Genomic DNA, 26,264 nt, shown 5'->3' with positions numbered 1-26,264 from the left:
CGAACAAACGCTAGCTATGCGCGAACTACAGTCAAGGAGTCAGGGTTTGCAGACAAACCCTAGTTAATAACTTACTGAGGGGATTGCACAAGAGTACCCTTTGTTAATGTCCATAAGTCATCACAGCAATTAGCGGCGTCACTCTCAAAGTTACCCACTACAAAACCTAAATGCATAAATCATTGACGTGTCAAAGACAACTGCCTAAATTCCTCATCTTGGAAAACGCCTTTTCCACTATCGTGCATAATGAACAAAGAATCATAGTTCACTGAAAGTTAGGGGTTATACTGAATCGGGGTATCAGTTTTATGCTAACCACAGAGAATTACAGCAGCATTTAATTTCCGCAGTCTTACGGATGATGAAAACAGTTATTGAGTGACAATTTGATATAGGAATCTCCAATAGGACATGAATACACACTACACAAAGATTAATATGCCTAGTAATTTTTACTAAAAAAATTTGCAAAAGGTAAAAAAAATACTTATTTAAACACTTAATGGTGTGGAAACTTACATTATATTGCTATGCCTCATTTTCAAAGTAGGATCACAACCGCGATAAGCTGGTGCTTGGCTTGGGGAAACAAGCGAGAGCCAAATTTTGACTTACCTGTTTTACAGCAAATGCGCCATGCTTTGCAAACAGGGGGAGATGTTCCTGAAGTCACGCGATCGCTTGTAGAACAAGTTAAGGAACTACAGGGAATCACCGATGAAGATTTTCCCCAAAAGATCGCGCAACTTCAAGATAAATACCCTAATTTATGGAATCAAACGACTCGTATTGGTTTAGTGTATGGAGGTGCTACTAAAATTAAGCAATACGTGTTTGAAGCTGCTAAAATCCAGGATATTCGTGGCGCTTCAGCAATTCTCGATAGAATCAATCTACACGATTTACAAGACTTCTTTGACACCTCGCAAAAGCCTCACCCAATATCAAAGTGGCTGAATCGACATTTCCCTGGTTTAAAAGCAGCACTCATTCCAGAGTTAGTTATTTACTCCACAGGTGGAAATATTTTAGCGTTTTGTCCCGCAGCTTACGTGCATGACTTAGCCAATGCGATCGAACGACGTTACACTGAAGAAACTCTCAACGCTAATTCTTGTGCGGTTGGAGATACATTCAGACTTCTGGAAATCCGATTTGGATTGCTGCAAAATTCTATTGAAGAAACAAAATGGCTTGACTGGTATCAAGATAAAAAAACCCAAGCTGACCCATTGGTAGAAGCATACTACGGATGCCCCGAACCAGGTCAAGATTGCTCAGAACTCTTTAAAAATCGCAAAAGCTTTAACGAATTGGTTGGCAAATTAGCTTCTGCATTCAACAAACGGCGTAGCGGTAACGATGTAGAAAATGTAGAACGTCCCAGTCGCCGCTATCCTCCCATGTTTGAAACTCATCCTTATTTGCAGAGAGATGATACCGAACGACGAAATGCTGTTATTAAAGCACAGGGACTTCCCAAAGAACCTTGGTTTTCAGAAGCTTTAGCTCGAAAACGAATTGTAGGACAACAAACCAAATTAGAAAACCAGCAGAGTCAGCGCTGGTATCGCCGAAGTGGTTTTGATTGGCGTCCGGGATTGGTATTAAGCTGGGTAACTAGATTTAAGTTATTTCTCAAGGATACAAAGCAGCAAAAAACATACTACCAGTCTCTTCCCAAGAATGTACCGTGGTATAAAGTGCGGGAGTCTCGAAATTTGGAAGATATTGCTGAATCTTCTCTCAACACACCCAGTCATGATGTCACCAATGGCTTTGTTGCTTACATTTACGCTGACGGTAACAATATGGGAGGCTATATTCAGAAAATCCGTACCCCAGAAGAGTATCAAAAATTCAGCCAAGATGTATCCGATGCGACAACATTATCTGTTTATGCTGCGATCGCCAAACACCTCAAACCTCGAATAGTCAAAAATAGCACTGATTCAGATTTTCTCTGGGTGCATCCCTTTGAGATAATTACCATTGGTGGAGATGATGTTCTACTAGTGGTTCCCGCAGATAAAGCTTTAGAAATTGCTCATACGATTGGTGAAGAATTTGAGAAACGCTTGACTCAGTTTCAAGATTATCAAATTCCAGAATCACAGCAGGATATCAAGTCAGTAGAGTGTCACCGTTACAGCCCTGAAAAAGCACAGGTTTCCCAATGCAAACTCAGTATGTCGATAGGTGTCTTAATTACCGCATACAACACCCCAATTTACTACGCTCAGAAACTTACGGAGCAGTTGCTAAAGAGTGCAAAAGCTCGTGCTAAAGACTTGAAAAAATTTAACTACTACGGTGGGACTGTAGACTTTTTGGTTATGAAATCAGTAACAATGATTTCATCAAAAATCAATTCCTTCCGACAAGAAGGTTTAACCAAATCAGGAAAAAACAAGCCCACTTTGAAGCTATACGCAGCACCCTACACCCTGCATGAATTGGAAGGACTTCTACAAACTGGCAAAGCACTAAAAAAATCAGGTTTTCCGCGCTCCCAACTCTACCAAATTCGCAGTTTGTTAGAACAAGGCAAGAACACCGCCATATTGAATTATCGCTACTTCCGAGTGCGGTTGGGTAGTGAGCAACAAAAGTTATTACAAGAGCAGTTTGAGGACGCTTGGTGTCAAGCAGTAACTAATCCAGGTAACTTAGCTCCTTGGATTTTTGATAAAAATGCCATCTTTATAAAGGTAGTATTATTTATCAGTTTAATACTTCTTTCCCAAAGAGAAATTCAGTTGAAATACATAATTCTGAATTACTTAAAAAAATCTACCTACGAAACCATTTGGCGGGAACTGGTCGATCTCTATCCATTTATTGAAGTGACTGAAACAGCTGACACTACCCAACTGCTAAAAGCAATGGAGACAAATCAATGATTCAGCTAAACTCCACAACCACTTATTCAGAAACATCCTTAACACTCACAGCGCTCGTTGACACTGCTTTATGTGTAGGTGCAGGTGGTTCATCTGGTTCTCTAGCAGATAAACCTATCGTTCGCACTGCAAAGGGAGAATTACTGATTCCTGCTTCTCAACTCAAGGGACGGGTTCGTCATGAATGCGAAAAGTTAGCCAGGGGTTTGCACTTACCAGTGTGCGATTCTCCCAATCCGCAAACCATGTGTCCTCAAAGAGCAGGTTTTGCAGAAGATTTTGACAGGCGTTTTCAAAATCCAAACTTTTGCATAGAAGATTATAAAGGTTTCCACTGTCCAATCTGTCAGATATTTGGCAATCCTGTTTTACCATCCCGCGTTTTATTCGATGACCTGATTTGCACTCAAGACCCTGCTAATCTTCCAGAAGTACTGCGCCCTGGTGTCACTCTCAACCGCCGCCGTCGCACAGCAGAAAATCAAAAGCTGTTTCTCCTGGAGACTTCACCAGTTAACACCAAGCTACCATTTCAAGGTGACATTCACATACTCCCTGGATATCCTCCCTACACAAAAGCACTTTTACTAGCAGCTTTGCGCCACATCCATGCTTTAGGTGGAAGCAAGTCTGGTGGGTTGGGATGGTTACACTGGAAGTTTACCCCGCAAGAAATTGACAACACCGTTTGGGATGCGTTGTTACTGGAATAATATCAAGTCCGCTTAATTACTTGTAAAAAAACTGCGTCTTTCTTTGCGCCTTTGCGACTTTGCGTGACCTTTCATGATTATGACTTAACCGGACATGATATGACATATCAAATTCAACTCAAAATAGAAGCCCTTTCTCCCTTGTCCATTGGACGACAAAAACCAGGTGGTTCCGTGAGTGAAGCAGAAACTTATATTCCCGGTTCTGTGATTCGAGGTGCGATCGCATCCCAAATCTTACAGCAATATAGTCAGCCAGAACCAGGGGATAACTTTCACAGCTTATTTATTAGCGATCCCGCCATCTTTCAAAACGCTTATCCTGCTGTAGCCAAAGTCGGCGATAAAGCGGAGGTTGTATCTGGGGAAGTTTTGGTTTTACCAGCCACAGCCGTGAGTTCAAAAACTAAATCTGGCTTTAAGCCCAAAAATCATGGCGTTTTTGACACCTTAATTGACCGCTTTTGCGCCGAAGCCTACAACCACCCCTACGATCCAAATTGTCCCAAAGATGGTGGACGAGTAGAACCCTTTGGAGGTTTTTACTCGTGCGTCGATGGAAGTTATTACCAACCATCCATTAGCACCCGCTTATTAACGAGAGTTGGTATCAATCGCCGTCGCGCCACATCTGAAGAACAAGTGCTTTATAGTATTGAAGTGCTGAATGAATCTGAGGGTAAAAATCAGCAGCCAGCTACTTATTCTGGGACCATTCTAGTAGAAGATGAAAAATTAGCTAATGCCCTAACTACCTTCATCAATAATAATTCTCTCGCTTTTAGGTTGGGAGGTTCCGCATCGCGAGGATTAGGCAAAGTCGAAATCACAGCCAATCTTAACACTGAAAAAGCCTCGGCGATCGCCTCTCGCATTCAGAATTTCAATGAGGAACTAGAAAACCGTTGGAAAAAGTGGCAAATCTTTGGTGAACCGACTCAACACTTACTCCACAACCGTACTTATTTCACTCTAGATTTACAAGCCGACACCATTTTAAAAGAAAATTGGCAACGCACCACAGTAATTTCTGAAGATATGCTGCGACAGTTTGCTAGTGTAGATGATGCATCTTTGAAACTGCACGTTGCATACACCAGCTACGATTACCGTTCCGGGTGGAATGCTGCTTGGGGACTGATGAAAGATGTGGAGTTAGTGACTAACAAAGGTGCTGTGTATTTATTCAGTACCAGTCAACCAACCGCATGGACTCCCGCTTTACAAAAGTTAGAAACGTGTGGTGTAGGAGAACGTAAATCAGAAGGTTTTGGTCAAATTCAAGTTTGTAACCAATTTCATTTAGTATTTCGAGAGGAAGCCAAATGACTCCGACAGAACAGCAAATTGAACTAAAAATTCAAAAAGGAATTCGTCAAGCCGAAGATGAATTAGTTCAGTGGATTCAAGAAGCTTTGGATAAAACAGATTCCTATGGAGACTTACAAGACACTCAATTTCGGAACTTAGTCCGCGTAGCTGATACCACCGATAGTCCAGAAGTCATTAAAAATTTTCTCCTTTATCAAGTTGGACGAGACAAAAAGTGGGGAAAAGGCAAAAATTCCTTAGCTGAAACAATCATCAAAGATATCGATAGCAAAATCAAAGCCAAAGCCCAAGAAATTGCCAAAGAATCTGACAATTCCGAGCCAAAACCCATATTCTTAGAACTCATTCGCCGTTATTTAGGCTATGGTGCTCGATATCTAAAATATTTAAACTCAAAATAATTTTGACATCCATTTATTCACCCTATTCTTCTCTCAGCGTTCTCTGCGTCTCTGCGGTTCAATAAATTATTTTTAAACCGCAAAGGCGCAGAGAACACAGAGGAAAGAAGATGACAAATTACCAGGATAAACCCATGCAGCGAGTTGTTATTTCATCCATTGGAACTAGTTTACTCACCCATCAAATTAACCGCAATCAGAAAGACGAGCAAAATTGGTATTCTTCCTTACGAGACACAGCAAATTTGACATGGGAAAACACCCCAGAAGATGTCAAAAAAATTATTGCTACTCTCAAAGATAGAGCAAGCAAAAAACTAGAAGGAGGCACAATTCCCCAAATTCGTAGTGCGAGCGCTGAATTAAACGGTATACACGGACTGTACGAAGAAAATCTAGAACAGGGTAAACAAGATATTCACTGGTTAATCGCCACCGACACCGCACAAGGAGAAACAACAGCACAAATTGTCCAAAATTATTTGCGATCGCAAGGCATAATAAATGTCAATATATACATTCCTCCGGGACTATCCACTGCTAGTACCGAAGCTTTTTTAGAAGGAATTACCCAACTCATCAAGTGGATGGAAACAAACATAGAACCGTACAAAAAGCAATATAAAATTTGCTTTAATTTAGTGGGAAGCTTCAAATCATTGCAAGGTTATCTCAACACGATTGGAATGTTCTATGCCAATGAAATCATTTATATCTTTGAAGGTGAAAACTCAAAGATGTTGACGATTCCCAGGTTACCAGTCACAGTAGATAGCTCCTACATAGAACCTCACGAAGTTTACTTAGCTATGATGGATGCTGGAGAAATACCAGCCTCATTACAAGAAGCACAAAAAGTCCCCAAAGATTTAGTTTGGGAAGTTGATAGTGAGATGACATTGTCACCTTGGGGACAACTGATTTGGAATCAATGTAAAGATGACCTACTGACGCAAGAGTTATTGAAGTTTCCCAAAATTTACTATGAGAGAAGTTTCATCGAAGACTATCAGAATATTCTCAACAACACAGAGAAAGTCAAGTTACAAGAAACTATAGCAAAAGTTGCTCAACTCCTCAGCAAGTCTAATGGCAATCCCATGATTTTGAAAGAAGATGGAGGATTGCAGTACAGCAGGTATAAAAATACAGATAGTATCGATCACTTCCGCGTCACACTCAGCTTACGCGTCAGTTGCAAGCTGTTAGGAGATACACTGCAACTCCGATATTACGGAACTCACGCTCATGTTGAAGGCAAAGAAGTTTAAATCAGTGACCAGTGACCAGTGACCAGTGACCAATGACCAATGACCTTAACTATGTTTGACACGTTTAAAAATCGCTTAGAAATTACAGGAATTCTGACCACCATTACAGCCCTGCGGATAAGTGCGGGTCGTTCCACAGAACCCATAGGGTCTGACTTACCTGTCATCAAAGATGCATTGGGAAGACCATTCATTCCAGGGTCTAGCTTTAAAGGAGCCTTACGTTCCCGTTTGGAAAGTTTCTTACGTGGAATTGATGCAAAGTTTGCTGCTAACCCAGCCATTGAGTCAGAATGGTCAATTACATCTGATGCGATGACGAAGCTCAAGGAAAACTACAAAAATGATGCTGCTTTAACTGAAGCCATTCTCAAACAAACCGACTTAGTCTCCCATTTATTTGGTTCCCCTTGGGTAGCAAGTAAATTTCAAGTGCGAGACTTAACCGTGAAAGAAGAGACTTGGTTTGGACAATACCAAGAACGGGATGGAGTTGCTATAGACAGAGACACCGAAACTGCTGCAGAAGGCAAACTTTATGATTACCAAGTTGTACCAGCCGGGACATCTTTTGAGTTTCGCGCTGTGGTAGAAAATGCCGAAAAGTGGGAACTTGGTTTGTTAATGGTTGGTATCCACCAGTTTGAAACCGAACAAATTCCCTTGGGTGGTGGACGTTCTCGCGGTTTGGGTGTCGTGAAATTAGATATTCAAGAGATGCAGTGGTTTGATACGCAAAACGACCCAAAACGGCTGCTCAACTACCTAAAAAAACTGGTGAACGATGACAAAACTGCTTACGAAGATGTTAAGCCTCCTAAACCTCACAAACAAGAGTGGACGCAGGCGTTAATCGACTATCTAACACGCGAACTGTCCCACCCGAAGATTACTTTTGAATGAACCGCAAAGACGCAAAGAGCACGAAGAAAGAGGAGAAGAAAATCAGTAATCTTGTAGCACTGAAGGAGTCAGCAAAAAACCATCTGCGTCCATCCGCGTTCATCTGCGGTTCCCAAACTCTTAAACATATTCCACCCAACCAAAAACCATGCACAAACGATTCGTCAACCATTGCACCATCACCCTCAGTATACATCCCGACGGCCCGATATTAATTAAATCCGGTAAAGAAGGAGCCGATCCGACAAAACCAGACATGGAATTTGTAGAAACCTATCACGCAGGAGGAAGTTCCATATATTTACCCGGAAGTTCCCTTAAAGGAGCTATCCGCGCCCACGCCGAGAGAATTGTCAGAACAGTTGGAAAAACCAGCCGTCCCAATAACCCCAATGAAGTTTGGGCAAATGACCCCTTAAAAGACGATTATAAATACTTAAGCGATCGCACTCCACCAGAAATTTACCGTCTTTCTTCTTTCACTGACCAAATGTTTGGCAATACATCCATAGCCAGCAGGGTAAGAGTTGAAGATGCTTACCCCGACAAATCCACAGCATTAAAAATTGAAGAACGTAACGGTGTGGCGATCGATAGAGTCTTTGGTTCTGTTGCGGTGGGACCGTTTAACTATCAAGTGTGTACGGAAGGAGAATTTAACACGAAAATTCATCTCAAAAACTTTTCTTTAGCACAACTCGGTTTAATTGGTTTAGTGCTGCGAGATTTAAATGACGGTTGGTTTGGTTTGGGTTTTGCTAAGTCTCGCGGTATGGGATTGGTTACCGTCCAATTGAAATCAGCCGTTGTCCAATATCCCGGTTGCATTCTAGAAAATCAAAAAATTCTCCAAATTGGCACCAAACAACAATGGAATCGGACTCAATTATTGGGGGCTGGTGTTTTTCTCTCACAAGAGGAAGCCAAACTCTACGGTTTTCCCGCCAATGATACCCAAGACACACCAGTCGGTGCTCAACCTATGGAGTTAGGTTTTGGTGTGGAAATGCTTTGGAACGGTACCGAACAAGTACGGGATTTGTTTAGAAGATCTGTGAAATCTTGGTGCAAGTTGTTGGAGGTAAAAGCAGCATGAAACCTTTTGTAGGAGTTAAGCAAATCTCATCCCAAGATGAACTCAAAAAACTGTTGGAAAAACTATCCGAACCTAGTTACTACTTTCTGCGTTGGGTGGATAAAGTGAGCGGGATTTTACCTGAGTTAAAAGAATTTAGCCCGGAAGGACAAATGTTTAACAGCAAAATGGAATTGCGTTGGCGACAAGGAGATTTAGGCTATGAAGTTTTGCTACTGAGTCAAGATGAACCTGATGTACAACTGGGATTTAAGCCAATTGGTAGCAGTTGGCAAATTGTTGAGCGTCAAGCCCATTTCTATCGAGAAACCGAAACTAGGTTCCCTAAAGGATTCTCTCATCAAGATATCAAAATTGGTCAACGGTACTTTATGGATAAGGATACAGCAACTGTACGTTTTGTAGCTCTCACTGTGAGTCAGTAATACAATTTTGGATTTTGAATTTTGGATTTTGGATTGAAAATGCTTTGCTTGGAATTAATGTCACCTAACTATCTGTCGTATTCTTTTTTCAAATTGGTATAATCATGAGAACTGATAAACCTATACAACGCCCGTGCCAGCAACCACCCAACGGACCTAGTTTACCAGTTAACGATTCTGTTTCTAAACCTTATGAATTGATTTCTCTGCCAGATGTCGCACCTCAACGCCATGCACCTGTTGGGCAAGAACGGTTTAAAAGCGATCGCATTAGTGGTAAAATTTCCTTACGCTTAACAGTCAAAACCACTGCCTTTGTTGCTTCTGGGGTAGTGGCAATGGGTAGCGATATATCCAATCAAACCCGCAATATTCCTTTAATCAAAACCTCTGTTTTGCGAAACCAAGGACTGCTGATTCCAGGGAGTTCCTTAAAAGGAGTTGTGCGTTCCATTTATGAAGCTATCACTGCAAGTTGCTTGTGCAAAACTACAGTAGACAGAACAAAAATTCCTGACGGATACAGTGAATGTCGAAACAAAAACACACTGTGTCCTGCTTGTCAAGTCTTTGGTGCTATGGGTTGGCAAGGATTGATTCGCTTTCCCGATGCTGTTACGACTGAAAGGAAATCTAGTGTAGGATTTATACCTTCTTTGTACGCACCTCGCTCCAAACGTGCAGCTTACTACTTAAGAGGGAAAGTGGCGGGACGGAAGTTTTATTATCATACCATCAAAGCTGTTGATAAAGGCTCACAAAAAGGAATTGCCGTTCAGCAGGCGGGAAGCGAGTTTATTTTTACGACTCAGTTATATTTTATGAATTTGACTTTAGCTGAGTTGGGAACTTTATTGATTGTGTTGGGGCAAGATAAAAATAATGCAATTGCCTTGAAAGTGGGAGGAGGTAAGCCCATTGGGATGGGGACAATGGTGGTGGAAAATATTCAAGAATTGGCGTTACTGCAAAACCAACAAGATTTGAAAAAACGCTATTGCTCTTACGAACAAGAATTGGAAACTTTGACGGGTAACAAATTGCAGGAGTTTCTCAAACAAGCAATAGCCGCAGCACACAAAACCCTTGTGCGAGCGCAACAAATGCAACAAATCAGAGAAGTCTTGCAATTTCCCACCGATAGAGAACCACCAGAAGGAATGTATTAAATGCTAGCAACAGAAATCACAGAAGACCAATGGAACACTGTTTATGCCATGGCTCAAATGTTATCAAACGAGCAGACAGACGTCAATGAAGTTGGCAAAATTATCGCCTATCTCCGGGCTTACGGGCATGTAGAGAATGCAGGAAAGAACTTTTTTCAATATCTTAGTATTTTAGTGAAGAATGGAAAATCCGTAGGGCATAGTGGCAAAACTCCAGAGTATTATCGAAGTATTGAGAAAGCCTGCAAGCAACATTTATTCAAGTATCAAAACGATGTCCCAGCCATGCTGCAAATCTTGGGTTGGGTTACCCGAATGATGCGGTATTACAAATCGGGAGGGTCAACTGATTTTGTTGAAGTCGAGACATCTCAAAAATTTAAACAGGGTGATATTGTAGAAGCAGCGATCGCTAATAAAAAAAATGTAGAAGTGACATACAAGCTTTCTAATTCAATATCATTAACACAAAAAGAGCATAAAAAAGCTAATTTCCTGTCTGTAGGACAAGTTGTAAAAGTACAAATCTTAGAAGTGCGAGACGATGGCAGACCGAAAAAGCTACTGTTAATAGATTAAGCCCAAAATTTAGGTGTCGAGGGCGGAACTGCTTACCTGGTGCATACAGCTGCTACCTTGGACGAAGCCAAAAGGCTAAAAAAGAAAATTTTGGTAACATAGTTGTGTTTTTTCCGCCCACCTACTTAGATGAGGAGCCAAGTGCTTAATGCATTTGCTACATACTCAACTTAAAGAAAGACAAGCGTTTGTTACAAGCACCGTAAAACTTTTTTTGAGAACATTGATTTCAGAACAAGAAAATATAAATAAACCAAATGACAATTGATGCGAACAGCACAGGGGGAAGCACGATTTAATATTTATCGGGGAAAGGTACGTATAGACGGACAGGAATTCAACATTCCTGTTTTAGGAGGCGAGCAACTTATAGCGATCGCTTAGTATTTAGAATTTGAGTAGAAGTCCTAGCAGATGCAACGTTCAATCGTAAGTAAAACCCAATGAACTGGAAAATTGAGCAAGCCCAACAGCAGTTCTCCCAACTGATCGGCAATGCTACTGAAGAACCTCAACTAATTTACGATCGGGAGCAACTCGTTGCTGCTGTAGTAGAGCCAGAACTATTCCAAGAATTCCTGGAATGGAAAGACCAACATCATAAACGCTCCCTAGCTGATGCCTTCGCCGAATTGCGTCAGATCTGTGTAGAGGAAGACTACACCTTGGAAATTCCTCCTCGGCAAGATCGGTTCAATCCATTGATCGATTAGCGCCATGACCATGAGGCGATCGAGCATCTCAACTAGGCGTTCATATTCCTCCTCAGTGTGAGGAACAAAGACATTTTCGGCAATGGATGACCAAGCAGTGATAGTTCGATCGAGGTTGAAACTTTGCATTACTCTTTCCAATCTCCTTTGTCGTATTCTGGATGCGTTAACACAGTACAGATGTATATTTTTTGGCGGTTGTAGTGAATTGCAGCAATAAGTCGAACTTTATTGCCGCCAATGTTAAAAACAGCAATTTACCAACTCGATCTGCTGATGGAAACATTTCACAGAGTTCCACAAATGAGGCAAACTTACTTTGCTTCATCAATCGATACCACTGAGCTAGAGCGTTTGTTGTTTGTTATTCATGTCAATAGCAATCTTAAAGCAGTTAGTTGCAGAAAAATCGGTTCTGTCGTACAAAGCGCGTGCGTACTTTATGATTACAGTCGATAACTTTCCTTTAAAATCAAGGCTTACAGGCACTTATAGTCGGGCATTTCAACCCGAATACGTTCATTGCAGTCAATAATGGCTGTAATAGAAGCCCCATAAAGATTTCAAGCTTATTTTTCAAAAAATTTAGCACGCTAATTACGCAAGAACCAAAAGTTCTTTAGTGTTACACAAGAGTTTGGCTGTGCTAACAGAGGCTGTCACTGTTTGCCCTTTTTGTCTATGCCAGTTACTAAAACACTTTTTTTTAAACTAAAGGTCTTTTTTTAAAACTATAGAACTTTTTTTTAAATGTACAATTGACTCCCGATCGATCTGGCGGCAAAACCTGTTGTTTCTGTCCCCTTGCGGGGTAAGTGTGGACTAGAACTGTTTGGAGGATTATTAATTGGGGTAGGATTTGGATATTTCTGTTTCCGTCCCCTTGCGGGGTAAGTGTGGACTAGAACTACGGCCACATCACTTCAGATAGGGAACTGGTATTAGATGTTTCCGTCCCCTTGCGGGGTAAGTGTGGACTAGAACCAATCATTGAAGTTGTAGATGAGCCGGGAGAGCTTTCTCGTTTCCGTCCCCTTGCGGGGTAAGTGTGGACTAGAACAACCATAAGGCGTACCCGTGTGTTTTTATAAAACTGAGTTTCCGTCCCCTTGCGGGGTAAGTGTGGACTAGAACTTGCGAGCTCTGGAGCTTTACTTCTTGAAGCGGTTTCCGACCTCGAGTTTCCGTCCCCTTGCGGGGTAAGTGTGGACTAGAACTTTCCCAAGAAACAATTAACCTAATTCTTGCAAATCCTTTGTTTCCGTCCCCTTGCGGGGTAAGTGTGGACTAGAACGCTAAACAAATTTAAGGCTGCTCTAACCACTGCTGCCCTAATTGTTTCCGTCCCCTTGCGGGGTAAGTGTGGACTAGAACCTATTCTACTCACAGCTTTTTGAAGAAGAGCAAGAGGATTTAGGGTTTCCGTCCCCTTGCGGGGTAAGTGTGGACTAGAACTAATTGATTTTTTGGAGAGAAAGTTTGTGAACAGCTTGAAGTTTCCGTCCCCTTGCGGGGTAAGTGTGGACTAGAACTTTGGATTAGTTCTTGTTTCTGACTCTTGAGAAACTCTTCGTTTCCGTCCCCTTGCGGGGTAAGTGTGGACTAGAACGAGTATCGAAGAGATCTTCACTACAGTGATGGTTTATTGGAAGGTTTCCGTCCCCTTGCGGGGTAAGTGTGGACTAGAACAGAAGGTCGGATAATAGACATTGGTGTTGGCAACAAAGTGTTTCCGTCCCCTTGCGGGGTAAGTGTGGACTAGAACCTCTCACAAAGGAACTCTAACTCGTCTGAACGCGGCGAAGGAGTTTCCGTCCCCTTGCGGGGTAAGTGTGGACTAGAACTTAAAAATGTTAATATTAAAAACTTACCCTCGCACGGGTTTCCGTCCCCTTGCGGGGTAAGTGTGGACTAGAACGAAGAAATAAATGAAAAGGCCAACAAAATTGAGGCACAAAGTTTCCGTCCCCTTGCGGGGTAAGTGTGGACTAGAACGCCTATGTGTTAGGCATCAGCATAGGTTCTATAGTAAAATGGGGGTTTCCGTCCCCTTGCGGGGTAAGTGTGGACTAGAACCGAGAAAGCCAGAAAGTTCCGAGTAGGAACCAGGAGTGTTTCCGTCCCCTTGCGGGGTAAGTGTGGACTAGAACGCGGGGTATTTAACCCCGCTTTCAGTTTGAAGCTGTAACTGGAGTTTCCGTCCCCTTGCGGGGTAAGTGTGGACTAGAACTGGCATCGCTGCTAGAGCCGTTCCTGGAGACGGTAGTCAAGCGTTTCCGTCCCCTTGCGGGGTAAGTGTGGACTAGAACTCAGTGGATCAAACGCTTCTTAGCGTTTTGAAAACCGCTAGGTTTCCGTCCCCTTGCGGGGTAAGTGTGGACTAGAACGCGGACTAGAGATTGGTTCAGCAACAGGCGGAGTAGGGTTTCCGTCCCCTTGCGGGGTAAGTGTGGACTAGAACTCTGGGAAGAAAAATGGCCAAATATGAGAAAGAGTTAGTTGTTTCCGTCCCCTTGCGGGGTAAGTGTGGACTAGAACTCTTGGAGTGCTACGCTTCTTCCAGACCAGGTAAATCCACAGGGTTTCCGTCCCCTTGCGGGGTAAGTGTGGACTAGAACCAAGTGATTTTGGTATTAGCGGTGAGCTAAAATATAATTATGTTTCCGTCCCCTTGCGGGGTAAGTGTGGACTAGAACCCTAGCCCTTGGAAACTCTTACTGTATTTTGTTTTCAAGGTGCAGTTGCGCCAAGGTACGCAAAGAGTCACGTTATTTAACTGCTCAGTACAGATTTTTAAAATCATTTGACGCTAAATATTAGCCCTATATTTAATATTACCGCAAAACTCCAAGAAGTCAACCCAGAAAAATCTAATTATCTCTTGCTTACAAAATATTGCTTTTCAAGACTCCCTGAATCTTGCTGCGTCGTTTTCATTGCCAGATTTACATTCCTTTACAATTCTCGATAAGCTTGTGTAAAGACTATTTCAGCCTTTACACTGCTCTTTTCCTTGTAAAAAGGTGTTTACACAATTACACAATCAGGCGGTTCGTAAGGTGGTTCACTGCCATACACCCGCGTCTGTTGTTTTGCAGTGGCATCCAGTGGATAAATTCTGAGATTGTCTTCACTCAGCTTGAGTATTGGTAGCCAACGCTTTTGGAGATGGTAAGCCAAGGTGTTGTCTTCTAAAGGACATTCAAAAACAGAATATTGCACGCGTTGGCAACTTTGTTCTATTAACTTTGCCAATTTTGTACGACGTTTATCATCAGCTACGTCGTAACATACTAACCACAGTTTTGCCATGTGTTTGTCAACGTAAAGGGCTAGAGGTAGTAGACGCACAACTGCTTTTTACTTAATTGTGAATGGTTCGTAGTTCAAGCTGAATTCCAGCAAACAACGTCCTAAACTCCGAGCTTGTTCTAAAATAATTTGACTCAGGCTCAAACGGCGATTTTGCGGTGGGTACAAGACTGTGTTGCGAAACTGCTTTTCTAGTTCAAGTAAAAGTAGCCTTTTTGCCATGTCTCCCAACCACACCCCCGTACCATCAGGAGAGGCTTGAAAGTCTTCTAGTGTCAGTGCTTCCGATTGCGCGATCGCAATGACAGTTTGGTCAACGACTACAGGTCTAAATTCCTCCATCACATCCAGGACTAAATTAGGACGATAAGGTTCTGTAGCGTGGAAAAAACCCAAGTAAGGGTCAAGCCCTGCTTGTAAGCAAGCGGAAAACACCCGCGCCAATAATACTCCATACCCCCAACTCATCAGAGCATTTATCGGGTCGAGAGGTGGACGGCGATTTCGTCCGCTAAAATTCCATTTTGGGTGAAACCAGTGCTGCAATGCTTGATAATAGGTACGAGCACAAATTCCTTCAATCCCCATCAACTCGCTACGATCCAGTGGTGTGGAAGTCTGGGTTAAGACAGAAGAATAAGTGGCGATTAAATCAATTGCTTCTGTCAGTTCAGCGAATTGTCTTTGGGTTGCACGGTTACAACGTTGTAGCAATACCCGTTGGTTGCGGACTTTCCCCATAACTAGTTTTTGCGCTAATGCCATACTAAAAGTGCTTTCGAGGATACGGTATTGAGCAATGCGAATCATGGGGTTGGTAGCAAAATGTCCTTGCAGCCGTCCGCGAAATTGACCATCTTGGCGGAGAAAAATTGTTTCGATACCCCGGTCTAGTAATTGAGCAGTAACGACATCCGTTAGCTGTACGCCTGGTAAAATCACAACTAAACTTAATTCAGCTAAACGGCTCTTTTGCGTTTGTTGCTTTTTGATAACTACCAGCGACTCGTTATGATAGCGAACAATAGTTCCCGGTTCGGTTAGGTAAAGTGTGGTCATAGATGGGAGATGTTTATTTTTCTAAATTTCGATTTGCTCCTATTATTCGCATATGGGTGGAAATTGCATTTTCCACTACTCTTAGTTGTATGGGTGGCGATAGTGCGATCGCTTTTCGTTAAACAACTCTCCCATACACTGAGTCATCTATAATACTAAAATCTATCTTGGATTTAGCAAAACCGATGGCATTCGTACATCAGGTTGCATTGAAGAAAATACTTAGCCACCAGTTAAGCGATTAATACTTTTTTACAAAGCGTTACTTCACGAAAAGACGGTAAAGTAATTATCTACACTAGTTTTCAATTTGGTTATGTTGTCTGAAATAACTTATATAATCAATTCAGGAACGAACAAAAATGACCCCACCATGAAAACTGTATCTATGGAATTTCCAGAAAGCGTTTTTTCTGCTCTCAGAAAAGATCCTGATGAATTTGCTAAACAAATGAGGATAGCTGCTGCTGTCAAATGGTACGAAATCGGAGAAATTTCGCAAGGAAAAGCAGCAGAAATCGCTGGTTTAAATCGAGCACAATTTATAAATGTCCTCGTTCTATATAAAGTATCCACCTTTCAATATACTCCTCAAGAATTAGCTGAAGAAATTGCTTCTTTCGATGAATAAAGTTGTTATTAATACTTCTCCCTTAATTGTCTTATTTAAAAGTCAGCTTGCCTACTTGCTACCACAAACGTTTACTGAAATTATCATTCCATCAGGTATTTGGGATGAAATTGTCGAAGCAGGAAAAACTGATATGGCATCACGACAATTACCGCGACTTACTTATGACCGAGTTGGTTTGAGAACTCCATTAGCATCGCGCTGAAGCCGATAGGGTTGTTTTAGCAAAGGAGCACCAGGAGCTTCAGCGATCGATACACCATAAGACCAATTAGATGGACAAATAGCAATATAACGAGCAAATCCCCCTGTACCTCCCTCTGGTTTGGCAAAACCGATAGCAACCAGAGCACCAGTTTCCGGTACGCGATCGAGATTAGCAACCCCTTCGGCTTGAGTATAGTGATTGCGTAGCAACCAAGCTTCCCCTTCTAAAGTTGGTGTTGTGTCCGTATCTAAAGGTTCGTGACCGTGAAATAAAATGTTGCGCTTGAGGTGCAAAAACTTGAGAGCATCCAAAGTGATTCCAGGAAAGGGCTTTTGATTGAATCGTGCAACATCAGACCACTTTTTATACCAGTCGGAACGAATCATCACCACTGAACCCTCCGGGATAGTGCCATATTTTTTTTCCCAAGCAAGAATATCCTCAACAGTTGCATGATAGCCCGGTTCTACTTCCACTTTTTTATGGATATCGATGATAACCAACGGTCTAACTGCATAGGTAGGGGGGAGATCGCTGATAGTTGCACCATACTCATTCCAGTGAGCAGGGGGGTCGAGTTGCGTTCCATATTGGTCAGTAGGAAATTCGTATGCAGTAGCAATAAACCCATGCGTTTTGTAAGTATACTCCTGTCCTGCTTGGCTGTAGTTTGGTATATTTGTCCCAGCTACACTTGGTTTAAACCTAGCCCCCTTAAAGCCAGACCATACAGGGATAGTTGGATTAAATGCGTGAGTGAGATCGACATATTTCGCAGTCTTTAGAGTATTTTTATAAATGTTCCAAAGCGTTGGTGTTTGAGATGTAGCTTGATGAATTGGAACAGATATTAAAGACACAAGTACAGCAACAATAGCGAAAATGGTTAAAAATGTTTTTTTCATCGTCTTTTTATTGTTTTAACATAACAATAGCAATCCTAAATCATTTGTGAGAATTTGAAATTGTTGTGACCCCCCTTTCATCCCCCCTTACTAAGCTACGGTGTACACAGAAGTCTGAAATAGTTCACAAACAAAGGTTTTAGCGTTAAATTTACCCCCCTTAATCCCCCCGATGGATTGGGGGGAAATTGAATTTCTAGTTCCCTCCCCTTTCCAAGGGGAGGGTTAGGGTGGGGTAAAACCAACTTGTGTGTACACCGTAGCCTTACTAAGGGGGGACGGCTTTAGCACTTTGGTGCATTTTTTTACAACTTATTTAGTATTGCTAAAACATTATGTAACCATCATTTGATAATATGGTATAATACGAGAATTGTTTGTAAAAATTCTCTATTCTGAAGGGGAAAGATAGCAGTATAGGAGTGCGTGACGACATGGTGCTATTGGATCGTTTTCACCCTCCTTTAAGTATGGCTCGGTACATATTGTATGGATACAATCAAAAACAGCTACGCGGTCATAATTGGTATCAATGAGTACAAAGTACCTCATTGGAAACTGAAAACTGCTGTTAATGATACTTGTGAATTGACCAAAATTTTAAAAGACAGATATGAATACGAGGTTTTACAACTATTAGATGAACAAGCGACTCGTAAAACCCTCGACAATCTACTGACAGCTTTTGAAAATCAAACTATTCCTTTCTCTGATGGCAATAAAAGCGTAGAACCTGATGACCGTATTTTATTTTACTTTGCCGGACATGGTGTCACTATTAAAGGTAATGAAAAAGACGATGGTCCCCAGGGCTTTATCTACCCGCAAGATGCGATGAACGGTGATAACAACAGCTTGCTACCCATGCGGCGACTTCACGATGCTTTAGTTAAACTTGGTTGTCGTCACTTATTAATTATCTTGGATTGCTGCTTCGCTGGAAGCTTTCGTTGGGTTGTCAGACAAGCACAACTACCACAAGAAGAAATGTACCTAGAGCGGTATAATCGCTACATTGCAGGTTATGCCCAAGAAGTCATAACTTCTTCTGCTTATAACGAAACTGCAGCAGATATTTTGTATGGTTTTGGGGAACGAGGAGACGGCGATCGACACTCTCCTTTTGCTCAAACCTTATTTGAGGCTATAAACCCAAAAAATGAAAATAATGCAGATATTAATAATGATGGTATCATTACTATTACTGAAATTATTCAATATATAGAAAATAAATTTCTAGATTTGCAAGCTGGACAAACACCCGGATATAGTCAGCTGAAAAAACATGATTTTGGGAAATACATATTTGTGACACCAGGGTTGAATGCAACTAACACGTTAAAAAAAGCTCCTCTCCCTGATGAAAAAGATCCAAGGTATCCATACAAAGGTTTGTTATCTTTTGAAAAAGAAGATAAGGAGAAGTTTTTTGGAAGAAAAAAATTAATTAAAAAACTTCTCCAAAAGATAAAAGAAGAAACACTAAGTGTAGTATTAGGAACTTCTGGCTCGGGAAAATCTAGCTTAGTCAAAGCAGGAATTTTACCAGAATTAGAAGTTTCTACTCAGCCGGAATTCTTGATTTTAGATCCAATTCGTCCGGGAGAAGCTCCCTTAACTGCTTTGGCAAGGGTATGTAATGATATAGAAAATCCTGTTTTGAAAGCTAACAAAACTCAGTTAGAGCGTAAAAAGCTCAATGAAAATGCCGCTCGGCTTGCTGAAATAGTGGGTAATTGGAGTCAAGTCAATTTAGAGAAAAAATTATTATTAGTTATCGATCAATTAGAAGAAGTAGTGACTTTATGTCGTAACGAAACCGAGCGAAAGCTGTTTTTGAAACAGTTAAATAAGGCAATGATTGAGTATGGAGAACAGTTACGCATTGTTGTTACGCTGCGTTCCGATTATGAACCAGTTTTGCGATCGCTATTTCAATCCGTAATTCAAGAGAATGCCCAAATTGATTTGTCAAAAGCGCGTTTTGAAGTGACGCCAATGACACGGGAAGAATTACGAGAAGTAATTGTCGAACCGGCTGAAAAGATAGCTTTGTTTTTTGAGGGACAAACACAAGAATCAGAAAGCTCTTTAGTTGATAGGTTGATTGATGAAGCGATCGATATGCCTGGTGGTTTGTCACTACTTTCTTTTACTCTAAGTGAACTCTACCGCAAATTTTATAAAAATGTTCAAGAAAATGAGGAATACAATCGAGTCATTAAACACAAAGATTATGAAGACTTAGGTAAAGTCACTGGTAGCCTTACCAAAAGAGCGGATGAAATTTACTGTAGGTTAGTGAATCAAAACAAAGACTATGCCCAAATCATCAAATATGTAACGATCCGGATGGTGACGGAAGGAAGTGGTGATTTGGCTCGTAGAAAGGTATTTATGACGGAGCTAGAATATCCACAGCCGTTTAAGGAGAAAGTTTATGAGGTGATTGACGTTTTTACACAAGCGCGTCTTTTGGTGAAAGGACAAGATGAGAAAAAAAGTGAATACGTCGAACCAGCTCATGATGCTTTGGTGCGGGGATGGGATCGACTCCGCGAGTGGATAAAACAGGAGACAGAAGAGACCTTAATTCTACAACGACGCCTGACACCTGTGGCAGAGGAATGGAAAAGTAAACAGCCAGACAAATTTTATTGGAATACGCATCCCCGCAATTGGTTAAAGTATCTTCAGCAAAGATACGAACAAGCAAATTTTTTATGGTATAACAACCCCTATTTAGATGTTCTTAAAGAAATACTCCACTCACCAAACAATTGGTATAACGTAGTAGAAGCCGAGTTTGTACAGCGTAGCGTCCAGAGGCGAAAAAATAACCGCAGGATAAGAACAGGTTTAATTGCTACAGCCTTTGCTGTGGTATCGGGATTTGCTTTTATTCAATGGTGTCAGAGTCGAAACGCTGATACGGGAAGACTGGCGGCTACGAGCGATGCATCCTTTAACTCTAATAAGCAGTTAGAAGCATTAAACGAAAGTCTCAAAGCTGGCAAACTGCTGCAAGTGCCTATAGGAATAGAGAATGATACTAAGTTGCAGGCAATGACAGCACTCCATCAAGCAGTCTACTGGGTGCGCGAACGCAAGCGCTTGTTAGGACACAAAAATACTATTCGGAATCTCGCCTTCAGCCCAAATGGGCAGATCGTTGCTTCCACAAGTGTTGATACGACAATTAAACTTTGGAATTTAAAAGGCGAAACCCTGAATACACTGGCAGGTTATAACAATATTGTCAATAGTGTGAGCTTTAGTCCCAACGGACAAATGCTCGTTTCAGGAAGTTACGATCGAAGTATCAAACTCTGGAGCATCACCGGCAAGTTACTTGACGATCGCACCCAAGCACACACAGCAGAAGTATATAGTGTGAGTTTCAGCCCCGATGGGAAGATACTAGCTTCGTCTAGTTGGGACGGAACTATAAAACTCTGGAGTATTAGCGATGGTAAGTTGAAGTTTTTGAACACGCTTGAACTTTCTCAACAAATTCTGAAAGCGATAAAAGAAGATAAAGATAACAACAAGGCTACTGGTAGCCCAAAACCATACTCGTTTCATGGACTCAGCTTTAGCCCTGATGGGAAGATAATTGCAGCAGGTAACGAAGATCGACAAGTATGGATTTGGAGTCGGGAAGGTAAGTTACTCAAAACTTTACCCGAACATAGCTCGCTCGTTTACGGCGTCAGCTTTAGTCCCGATGGTAAGATGTTAGCCTCTTTTAGTGCCGATCGGACAATTGTACTTTGGAACGTTCCAGAGGGTAAAAAGCTGAAAACCCTCACTGGGCATAAATCTAATGTTTTTAGCGCCATCTTTAGCACTGATGGCAAAACATTAATTTCAGCAAGTGATGACACTACCATCAAATTCTGGCGCGTTGACGATGGCAGAGAACTAAAAACTTTAGCTGGACATAGTAGTGCTGTCCGCAGTGTCAGTATTAGCCCAGATGGCAAAATTCTCGCTTCCGCAGGTATTGACACTGTTATTAAACTCTGGGGCATTAATAGTGAGGATATTAGAAATCTTTCTGAGTACACCAAAAAACTGTTTAGTATTAGCTTTAGCCCTGATAGCAAGACTGTCGTAACGGCTGGTAATGATTTAGTCTTATGGAGAAACTTGGATGGTAAGAAATTAAGGCAATTCTTAGGAAATAAAAGTGAGCTTATTACCACCAGCTTTAGTCCAGATGGTCAGATACTAGCATCAGGGGATACTGATGGTAATATCTTACTCTGCAATTTAGTGAATAATAAAAAATGCACACTACAGGAGGCGCATCAGACAAAAGTTAAAAGCCTCAGTTTCAGTCCCGATCGCAAGATATTAGCTTCCGCAAGTGAGGACAAAACTATCAAGCTTTGGGATCGAGAAGGTAACTTACTTGTAAATCTTCCACAAACAAATAAAGTTTTGAGCATCAGCTTTAGCCCCGATGGCAACATATTAGCTTCAGGAAGTACAAAAATCATTCAGCTTTGGGATGTAAAACAGCGTCAGCTTATTAAAACACTCGTTGCGTCAGCACCAGTTAATAGTCTCAGTTTTAGTTCCGACGGTAAAATACTGGCGTCAGGGAATGAGGCGAAAACAGTTCAACTCTGGAGTATTCCTGATGGTAAGTTCCTTGACACACTAAAAGGACATGGAGAAGGAGTTAATAGTGTGAATTTTCTCCCTAACTCAGATATCTTAGCTTCTGGTAGTAGTGACAGAACTATTAGACTTTGGCATGCTTCCTCAGGTACAAAAATCACCGTTCTTAAAGGACACACAGCTCCAATCTATGGCGTTAGCTTTAGTCCTGATGGCAAAACACTGGCTTCGGCTAGCCCTGATGGGACTGCGCTGTTCTGGGACACAGAACTCTTTGATTTAAACACAGCATTGGCGCGGGGTTGTCAATTGGTCGAAATTTACCGCAAGGACGATCTTGGTAAAAATAATCAACATATCTGCAATTCTGTTTCAGAAGCCATTGCAAAAGTGAAAATCAGCAGTGGTGACAAAAATCTTGTACCAACTCGACCCCACCCTGACAAGGTGGCTGGAATAGATGCTTTTATTGATGGCAAATTCACTGATGCTGCCCAATTTTTGCAGAGGTATTTAAATCAGAATCCTAACGATCCAGAAGCATTAATTTATAAAAATAATGCAGAAATTGGTCAGCAAAAATCTTATGCGATCGCTGTCTCAGTGCCATTAGGAAGCAATGTTAATGGTGCATTAGAAATTTTGCGAGGAGTTGCCCAAGCACAAAATGAAATTAACCTCGCTGGTGGAATCAATGGTGTGAAACTGCAAGTTTTAATCGCTGATGATGAAAATAACCCTAAGGTAGCCCGAGAAATTGCGAAACAGTTAGTGAAAAATTCTCAGATATTAGGTGTTGTTGGAAACTTTGCCAGTGATGTCGAGCAGGTAACAAGTAGGGTTTACGAAGATAACAAACTTGTGGTAATTTTTCCAGTCAGTACTTCAGTGAATCTGACTAAAAGCCGTTTTGGATTTGGTAACTATCTTTTCCGCACAGTTCCTAGCGATCGAGAAGCTGTAACTGCCTTAGCTAAGTATATGGAAAAGCATCAATTAAACACCAAGAAAGTTGCTATATTCTACAATTCTCAAAGTGATTATAGTCGTTCCTTCAAATCAGAGTTTGAACGGACTATAAAATCCGAGCAGATAGCAAGCGTGTTTGATTTTGCATCTAATGATTTTCATGCGGCTAACAGTATCAATGAGTTGCTGAAAGCTGGGGCTGAAGTCTTAGTCTTGTTGCCTAATACAGAAAAACTCAACATAGCAATGGAAGTTTTGAAGAACAACGCCGAAAAACAACGACTTCCCGTTTTAGGTGGAGATAGTTTATATTCACCTGTTACCTTAGAAATAGGCGCAAACAATGCCAAAGACATGGTTCTTGCAGTTCCTTGGAACAGAGAAACATCTGAAAAATCTGGTTCAAAATTTACTTCACAAGCTCAACAGCTTTGGCGCGGATCTGTCAGTTGGCGAACAGCTATGTCTTATGATGCAACCCAAGTCTTGATTGCTGCTCTTTTTAAGACAAGTACCCGTGAACGTGTAGCCGAAGTGCTCCAAGAGCATAACTTTTATGCAAATGGGGCTAGCGGTAGGATCGGGTTTATTAACGGTGAAAGCACTCACAAAAGTCAATTAGTCAAAGTTGTGGAGCGACAGTGGCGATCGCGATCTAATTATGAATATATTGCAATTCCAAATGATTCGTGAAAACTTCACAAAAATTCTCTATACTATAGGGGATGGATAGCGGATAGGAGTGCGTGACGACATGGTTCTATTAGATCACTTCCATCCTCCTCTGAGTATACGTCGGCATTGGCACGCCTTTCACAATGCTTGGGCGACCTATATTTCCTCAGATTTAAACCAGCGCCTTCCACAGGGCTATTTTGCAGAACCCAACGTACAGTTTGGCATTGAAATTGATGTTGCCACGTTTGAAGAATTGGGAAATGATAAGGTTAATTTACCACTTGACACTCAACCTCAATGGAAACCGCCAACACCATCACAAACCATATCCTTTCAACCTACTAGTGAAGCCGTTGAAATTAGCATTTTTAACACAGAAGCAGGACCAATTTTAGCAGGAGCGATCGAGCTTGTGAGTCCAGCTAATAAAGATCGATTAAGCCATCAAAACGCATTTGTCGCAAAATGTCAAACTTACCTTCAACAAGGTATTGGGCTAGTCGTGATTGATGTGGTGACTACCAGAAATGCCAATTTGCATGATGCATTGATGGCTCAAATAAGTTCGCTCTCTCCTGAAGATTCAAGAGACAGGACAAGTTCTTCCCGCCAACCAACTTTGTATGCTGTTGCTTATCGGGTTATAGAACGTTCTGAACAACCAAGTTTGGATATTTGGCACGAAAGTTTTAACATTGGTGATTCGCTACCAACCTTACCACTTTGGTTGCGTGGCGGGCTTTGCTTACCTGTTGATTTGGGTGCAACCTACGATCGCACGTGTCGCGAACAGCGAATTATATTCGATCGTGTGTAAAATAATTTGTTCGTAGTTGCGCTGTCTTCGCATGCATCTCAATTATAATTATATACTGAGTATAATTTAATATTCTATCTCCTTAAAGACTACTTATTTAAAAGAACCGCAAAGACGCAAAGAGCAAGGGAGTAAGCAATATTACAAGGGATAAGAATTTTTGTAGGTTAGGTTTCTCCACGGGTTTACCTAACAAACGTCTGTAAATGTTGGGTTTCGTTCCTCAACCCAACCTACGTGTTTTCGGATTTTTCGGTTTCTCCACGGGTTTACCCAACATCTGTCAAAAAATGTAATTTTTTTATTATTAATATACAGAATTCAACCTATTCTCAATCTTTTTCTTTAACTGGTAGCTTAACGACAAAAGTCGTACCTTCACCGATCGCACTGTCAAAACTAATTGAACCCTCGTGCATATCAACACACTGCTTCACAATTGCCAATCCCAATCCCGTACCGGGAATCTTACCTACATTAAGAGCTCGTTGGAATGGTTCAAACAGATTTGCGTGCGCGTCTGGTGGAATTCCAATTCCTTTGTCCCGTACTTCAAAACAAATGTTGTCATCTTCCCAGTACAAAGTGAGCGATACTTCACCACCTTGTGGGGAGTATTTAATAGCGTTGGAAAGCAAATTATTCAATAAGTGCCAGAGGAGTTTTTCATCAAGATAAGCAGTCCGTTTGTCACCTTTGACCAAATACTTTATGGTGTACTCCTCTCCTACTGTCATTTGCAAAGCTTCTACTTGTTCCCTACAAAAGGAAACTAAATCCATAGAAACTGGTTCGTAGTGAATTTTTCCTGTTTCAGCTTGTCCTAATGTTAATATATCTTCTAACAAATACATTAAATCTTCTGTAGCACATTGAATGCGGTTGAGTTGGCTTTCTTTGCTTTCTTGCGTCATTTGGTCGCCATAGTGTTTGAGTATTTCCGCACCAAGCCTAATCGTTGTTAGGGGATTGCGAAACTCGTGGGCTGCCATATAAAGATACTGAGATTTCTGTTGGGTTAGGGACTGAGCAACCTGTTTATCTGATTGAGCTGTGGACAATGCCTTTTGTACCTCAAATTCTGCTTGATGTCGCGATACAGCAATCTCAATAGTAGTAGATAATATTCTTTCGTCAAAGGGTTTTAAAATATATCCAAACGGTTGGGTGGCTTTCACTCTTTCTAAAGTGGCTCGATCTGCATTGGCAGTAAGATAGACGACAGGTACGTTAAAACGAGATTGAATTTGTTCGGAAGCTTCTACTCCGTCCATTTCTCCTGCAAGTCGAATATCCATTAATACTAAATCGGGTTGCAGTGATTCAACCATGACAATAGCTTCTTCTCCTGTTGCGACCATAGTCGGGACAATGTATCCTAGATACTCTAGTGTTTCTCTCAGATCGTCAGCAACGAGTTGTTCATCTTCAACAATTAGGATTTTGGTTGGATTCATAGGGTTAGTTGTTGGTTGTTGGTTGTTGGTTGTTTGTTGTTGGTTGTTAGTTGTTAGTGGTCACTGTTTTGTTCTGTCTATTATACACATA

At 41.4% G+C, this 26,264-nt stretch carries 19 protein-coding genes, 1 pseudogene and 1 CRISPR repeat array; of the genes and pseudogenes, 15 read left to right on the top strand and 5 right to left on the bottom strand.

What is annotated here, in order from left to right; genetic code table 11:
* Positions 1–533: 533 nt before the first annotated feature.
* The 11 genes from cas10 (at position 534) to F7734_RS40465 (ending at position 11,508) form a co-directional block, all read left to right on the top strand.
* Positions 534–2,906 carry a type III-B CRISPR-associated protein Cas10/Cmr2 gene (cas10, locus tag F7734_RS40520; RefSeq protein WP_155750061.1) on the top strand — a complete coding sequence of 791 codons (2,373 nt, stop codon included), beginning with the start codon at positions 534–536 and terminating at the stop codon, positions 2,904–2,906.
* Positions 2,903–3,619 (top strand): RAMP superfamily CRISPR-associated protein, encoded by a 717-nt coding sequence (locus F7734_RS40515; protein WP_155750060.1) that lies wholly within the window; start codon positions 2,903–2,905, stop codon positions 3,617–3,619. The genes cas10 and F7734_RS40515 overlap by 4 nt, the downstream gene beginning before the upstream one ends.
* Before the next feature lie 99 nt (positions 3,620–3,718).
* Positions 3,719–4,948: a CRISPR-associated RAMP protein Csx10 gene (gene csx10 / locus F7734_RS40510; RefSeq protein WP_155750078.1), complete on the top strand. Its 1,230-nt coding sequence runs from the start codon at positions 3,719–3,721 to the stop codon at positions 4,946–4,948.
* Positions 4,945–5,352: a hypothetical protein gene (locus tag F7734_RS40505; protein WP_155750059.1), complete on the top strand. Its 408-nt coding sequence runs from the start codon at positions 4,945–4,947 to the stop codon at positions 5,350–5,352. Before csx10 ends, F7734_RS40505 begins: the two co-directional genes overlap by 4 nt.
* 110 nt (positions 5,353–5,462) lie before the next feature.
* On the top strand, positions 5,463–6,623 hold the full coding sequence (locus F7734_RS40500) for a CRISPR-associated protein (protein ID WP_243147352.1): 1,161 nt from the start codon (positions 5,463–5,465) through the stop codon (positions 6,621–6,623).
* Positions 6,624–6,674: 51 nt separating this feature from the next.
* Entirely contained in the window at positions 6,675–7,526 is an 852-nt protein-coding gene (gene csx7 / locus F7734_RS40495) for a CRISPR-associated RAMP protein Csx7 (protein WP_155750076.1), read from the top strand.
* A 148-nt stretch (positions 7,527–7,674) separates the two neighbouring features.
* Positions 7,675–8,622, top strand: coding sequence for an RAMP superfamily CRISPR-associated protein (locus tag F7734_RS40490; protein ID WP_155750058.1), 948 nt, complete (start codon positions 7,675–7,677; stop codon positions 8,620–8,622).
* Positions 8,619–9,047, top strand: a complete 429-nt coding sequence (locus tag F7734_RS40485) for a hypothetical protein (protein WP_155750057.1) — start codon at positions 8,619–8,621, stop codon at positions 9,045–9,047. Before F7734_RS40490 ends, F7734_RS40485 begins: the two co-directional genes overlap by 4 nt.
* A gap of 104 nt (positions 9,048–9,151) precedes the next feature.
* Positions 9,152–10,216, top strand: a complete 1,065-nt coding sequence (locus F7734_RS40480) for an RAMP superfamily CRISPR-associated protein (protein WP_155750056.1) — start codon at positions 9,152–9,154, stop codon at positions 10,214–10,216.
* Positions 10,217–10,795 carry a hypothetical protein gene (locus tag F7734_RS61125; RefSeq protein WP_166482456.1) on the top strand — a complete coding sequence of 193 codons (579 nt, stop codon included), beginning with the start codon at positions 10,217–10,219 and terminating at the stop codon, positions 10,793–10,795. It abuts the gene before it with no gap.
* Positions 10,796–11,238: 443 nt separating this feature from the next.
* The gene (locus F7734_RS40465; protein ID WP_155750055.1) at positions 11,239–11,508 is read left to right on the top strand and encodes a prevent-host-death protein; all 270 of its coding nucleotides are present in this window, start codon (positions 11,239–11,241) and stop codon (positions 11,506–11,508) included.
* Between the two features lie 128 nt (positions 11,509–11,636).
* Here the strand turns inward: F7734_RS40465 and F7734_RS40455 are convergent.
* From F7734_RS40455 to cas1, 3 genes and pseudogenes are all read right to left on the bottom strand, one after another.
* A pseudogene (locus F7734_RS40455) lies at positions 11,637–11,836 on the bottom strand (type II toxin-antitoxin system HigB family toxin).
* A 464-nt stretch (positions 11,837–12,300) separates the two neighbouring features.
* Positions 12,301–14,204: direct repeats of the CRISPR family, unit length 37 nt; unit sequence GTTTCCGTCCCCTTGCGGGGTAAGTGTGGACTAGAAC.
* A 331-nt stretch (positions 14,205–14,535) separates the two neighbouring features.
* Positions 14,536–14,859: a CRISPR-associated endonuclease Cas2 gene (cas2, locus tag F7734_RS40450; protein WP_347566367.1), complete on the bottom strand. Its 324-nt coding sequence runs from the start codon at positions 14,857–14,859 to the stop codon at positions 14,536–14,538.
* Between the two features lie 9 nt (positions 14,860–14,868).
* Positions 14,869–15,879, bottom strand: a complete 1,011-nt coding sequence (gene cas1 / locus F7734_RS40445) for a CRISPR-associated endonuclease Cas1 (RefSeq protein ID WP_155750053.1) — start codon at positions 15,877–15,879, stop codon at positions 14,869–14,871.
* A gap of 373 nt (positions 15,880–16,252) precedes the next feature.
* Here cas1 and F7734_RS40440 point away from each other — a divergent pair, with 373 nt between their 5' ends.
* Both F7734_RS40440 and F7734_RS40435 read left to right on the top strand, forming a co-directional pair.
* Positions 16,253–16,510 carry a UPF0175 family protein gene (locus F7734_RS40440; protein ID WP_155750073.1) on the top strand — a complete coding sequence of 86 codons (258 nt, stop codon included), beginning with the start codon at positions 16,253–16,255 and terminating at the stop codon, positions 16,508–16,510.
* Positions 16,503–16,715 (top strand): hypothetical protein, encoded by a 213-nt coding sequence (locus tag F7734_RS40435; protein WP_155750052.1) that lies wholly within the window; start codon positions 16,503–16,505, stop codon positions 16,713–16,715. Before F7734_RS40440 ends, F7734_RS40435 begins: the two co-directional genes overlap by 8 nt.
* Here F7734_RS40435 and F7734_RS40430 read toward each other — a convergent pair.
* Positions 16,673–17,623 carry a cyclase family protein gene (locus tag F7734_RS40430; protein WP_155750051.1) on the bottom strand — a complete coding sequence of 317 codons (951 nt, stop codon included), beginning with the start codon at positions 17,621–17,623 and terminating at the stop codon, positions 16,673–16,675. The two genes, F7734_RS40435 and F7734_RS40430, sit on opposite strands and share 43 nt — an antisense overlap.
* A 489-nt stretch (positions 17,624–18,112) precedes the next feature.
* Between F7734_RS40430 and F7734_RS40425 the strand changes: the two genes are divergently transcribed.
* Together F7734_RS40425 and F7734_RS40420 are read left to right on the top strand one after the other, a co-directional pair.
* Positions 18,113–23,914 (top strand): ABC transporter substrate-binding protein, encoded by a 5,802-nt coding sequence (locus F7734_RS40425; RefSeq protein WP_155750050.1) that lies wholly within the window; start codon positions 18,113–18,115, stop codon positions 23,912–23,914.
* 61 nt (positions 23,915–23,975) lie between these two features.
* On the top strand, positions 23,976–24,716 hold the full coding sequence (locus tag F7734_RS40420; RefSeq protein WP_155750049.1) for a DUF4058 family protein: 741 nt from the start codon (positions 23,976–23,978) through the stop codon (positions 24,714–24,716).
* A gap of 332 nt (positions 24,717–25,048) precedes the next feature.
* On the opposite strand, the gene F7734_RS40415 is transcribed toward F7734_RS40420, so the two are convergent.
* On the bottom strand, positions 25,049–26,173 hold the full coding sequence (locus F7734_RS40415; protein ID WP_155750048.1) for an ATP-binding protein: 1,125 nt from the start codon (positions 26,171–26,173) through the stop codon (positions 25,049–25,051).
* Positions 26,174–26,264 lie beyond the last annotated feature (91 nt).

Source organism: Scytonema sp. UIC 10036 (assembly GCF_009725235.1).
This window is presented reverse-complemented; position numbering and strand designations above follow the sequence as displayed.